The organism is Achromobacter sp. DMS1, assembly GCF_001270295.1.
This window is the reverse complement of the sequence record NZ_LHSJ01000354.1, coordinates 1-1,657: the sequence shown is the minus strand read 5'-3', so window position 1 is coordinate 1,657 and position 1,657 is coordinate 1. Positions and strand designations below refer to the sequence as shown.

Genomic DNA, 1,657 nt, shown 5'->3' with positions numbered 1-1,657 from the left:
CGCCGACCCGCTCGGCCAGCGTGGGCGCGTTGGCCAGCGTTTCGCGGCGCGACAGCCAGCGGCTGGGCGACAGGTTGAGCTTGCCGGCCAGCATGTCGTACATCTTCAGGCCGATGCCGTAGAAGGGCTGGTCGAGCAGGTTGTAGGCCGGCACCACGAAGCCCAGTGGCCATACCAGGTGCGGCGCGTTGCGGTTGAGCAGGCCGCGTTCGTGCAGGGCCTCGCGCACCAGGCTGACGTTGCCCTGGGCCAGGTAGCGCACTCCGCCATGGACCAGCTTGGTGGCTTTGCTGGAAGTGCCCTTGGCGAAGTCGGCGGCCTCGATCAGCAGGGTGCGGAAGCCGCGCGCGGCGGCGTCCACCGCCGTGCCGAGCCCGGTCGCGCCGCCGCCGATGACGATGACGTCCCACGAAGGCGTGTTGTCGAGCTGCGCGAGCAGGCGCTTGCGGTCGGGAGGGGTGACGGAGGCGGGGGTCTGGTTCATGTCGGTCGGGAGGCGGGCGGCGCCCGCGAAGCAGGATCTGGGTTCGGTCGCGCGGGGCGGTGTCAGGCGTTCTGCGGGGCCGGGTCGGCGGCCACTTCGCATCGCACGCCCGCGTCGGCCAGCACCTGGGCCAGCGGCTCTTGCGGATGGGCGTCGGTGAAGAAGCGGTCGATCTCGGAAATGTGCGCCAGCTCCACCATGGCCTGGCGCTGGAATTTGCTGCTGTCGGCGGCCAGCCAGACTTCGCGCGACTGTTCGATGATGGTGCGCGACACCCGCACTTCGCGGAAGTCGTAATCGCGCAGCGTGCCGTCGGCCTCGATGCCCGAGATGCCGATCAGCCCGATGTCCACTTTGAACTGGCGGATGAAGTCCATGGTGGCCTCGCCCACGATGCCGCGGTCGCGCGAGCGCACCACGCCGCCGGCCACGATGACTTCGCAATCGGGGTTATCGGACAGGATGTCGGCCACGTGCAGGTTGTTGGTGATGACCCGCAATCCGCGATGGCGCAGCAGCGCGCGCGCGATGGCCTCGGTGGTGGTGCCGATGTTGATGATGAGCGAACAGCCGTCGGGCACGGCGCGCGCCACCGCCTCGGCGATGCGCTGCTTGCCGGCCGCGTGCAGGCCCTGCCGCTTACGGTAGGCGATGTTTTCGATGGTGGAGGCCTCGATGCGCACGCCGCCGTGAAAGCGCGACAGCAGGCCGGCTTCCGACAGAAAATGCACGTCCCGCCGCACGGTTTGCAGCGTGACGCCGAAACGCCTGGCCAGTTCCTCGATAGAGGCCGAGCCCTGGGCGCGCACCATTTCGATCAAGGCGCTTTGTCTGGGATTGAGAGTCATGCTCGTATCATAAAACAACAAAAGCGAAAAATAACGCCCTTTTTGAAGATTGTTTTTGTTCGATTACCGCCAAAAACGCAAGTGAAACGAACGGTTGTGTCCCCGCCGGACGCGGCGCTAAGCTAGGGACTGGACGGTTTCCAGACGGGAATTGCGGCCCGGGCGCGGGGGCGGTCCGGTTTCCGCGGCCGGGGTCCGCCATCGGAGGCAGGCATGCAGCACGCGAACGCTGGCAGGAGAGATCTGCACGGCCGGGTGGCCGTGGTGACCGGCGCGTCTTCCGGCATCGGCCGGGCCACCGCCATCGCGCTGGCGGCGCAGGGTG

2 protein-coding genes are annotated in these 1,657 nt (G+C 67.7%); both read right to left on the bottom strand.

Annotated features, from left to right (window positions below; all coding sequences use genetic code 11):
- The coding region (locus tag AD428_RS24055) for an FAD-dependent oxidoreductase (protein ID WP_152968219.1) at window positions 1-484 on the bottom strand (484 nt) is incomplete at its 3' end.
- 62 nt (window positions 485-546) lie between these two features.
- On the bottom strand, window positions 547-1,332 hold the full coding sequence (locus AD428_RS24050) for a DeoR/GlpR family DNA-binding transcription regulator (RefSeq protein WP_053246828.1): 786 nt from the start codon (window positions 1,330-1,332) through the stop codon (window positions 547-549).
- Window positions 1,333-1,657: the final 325 nt, after the last annotated feature.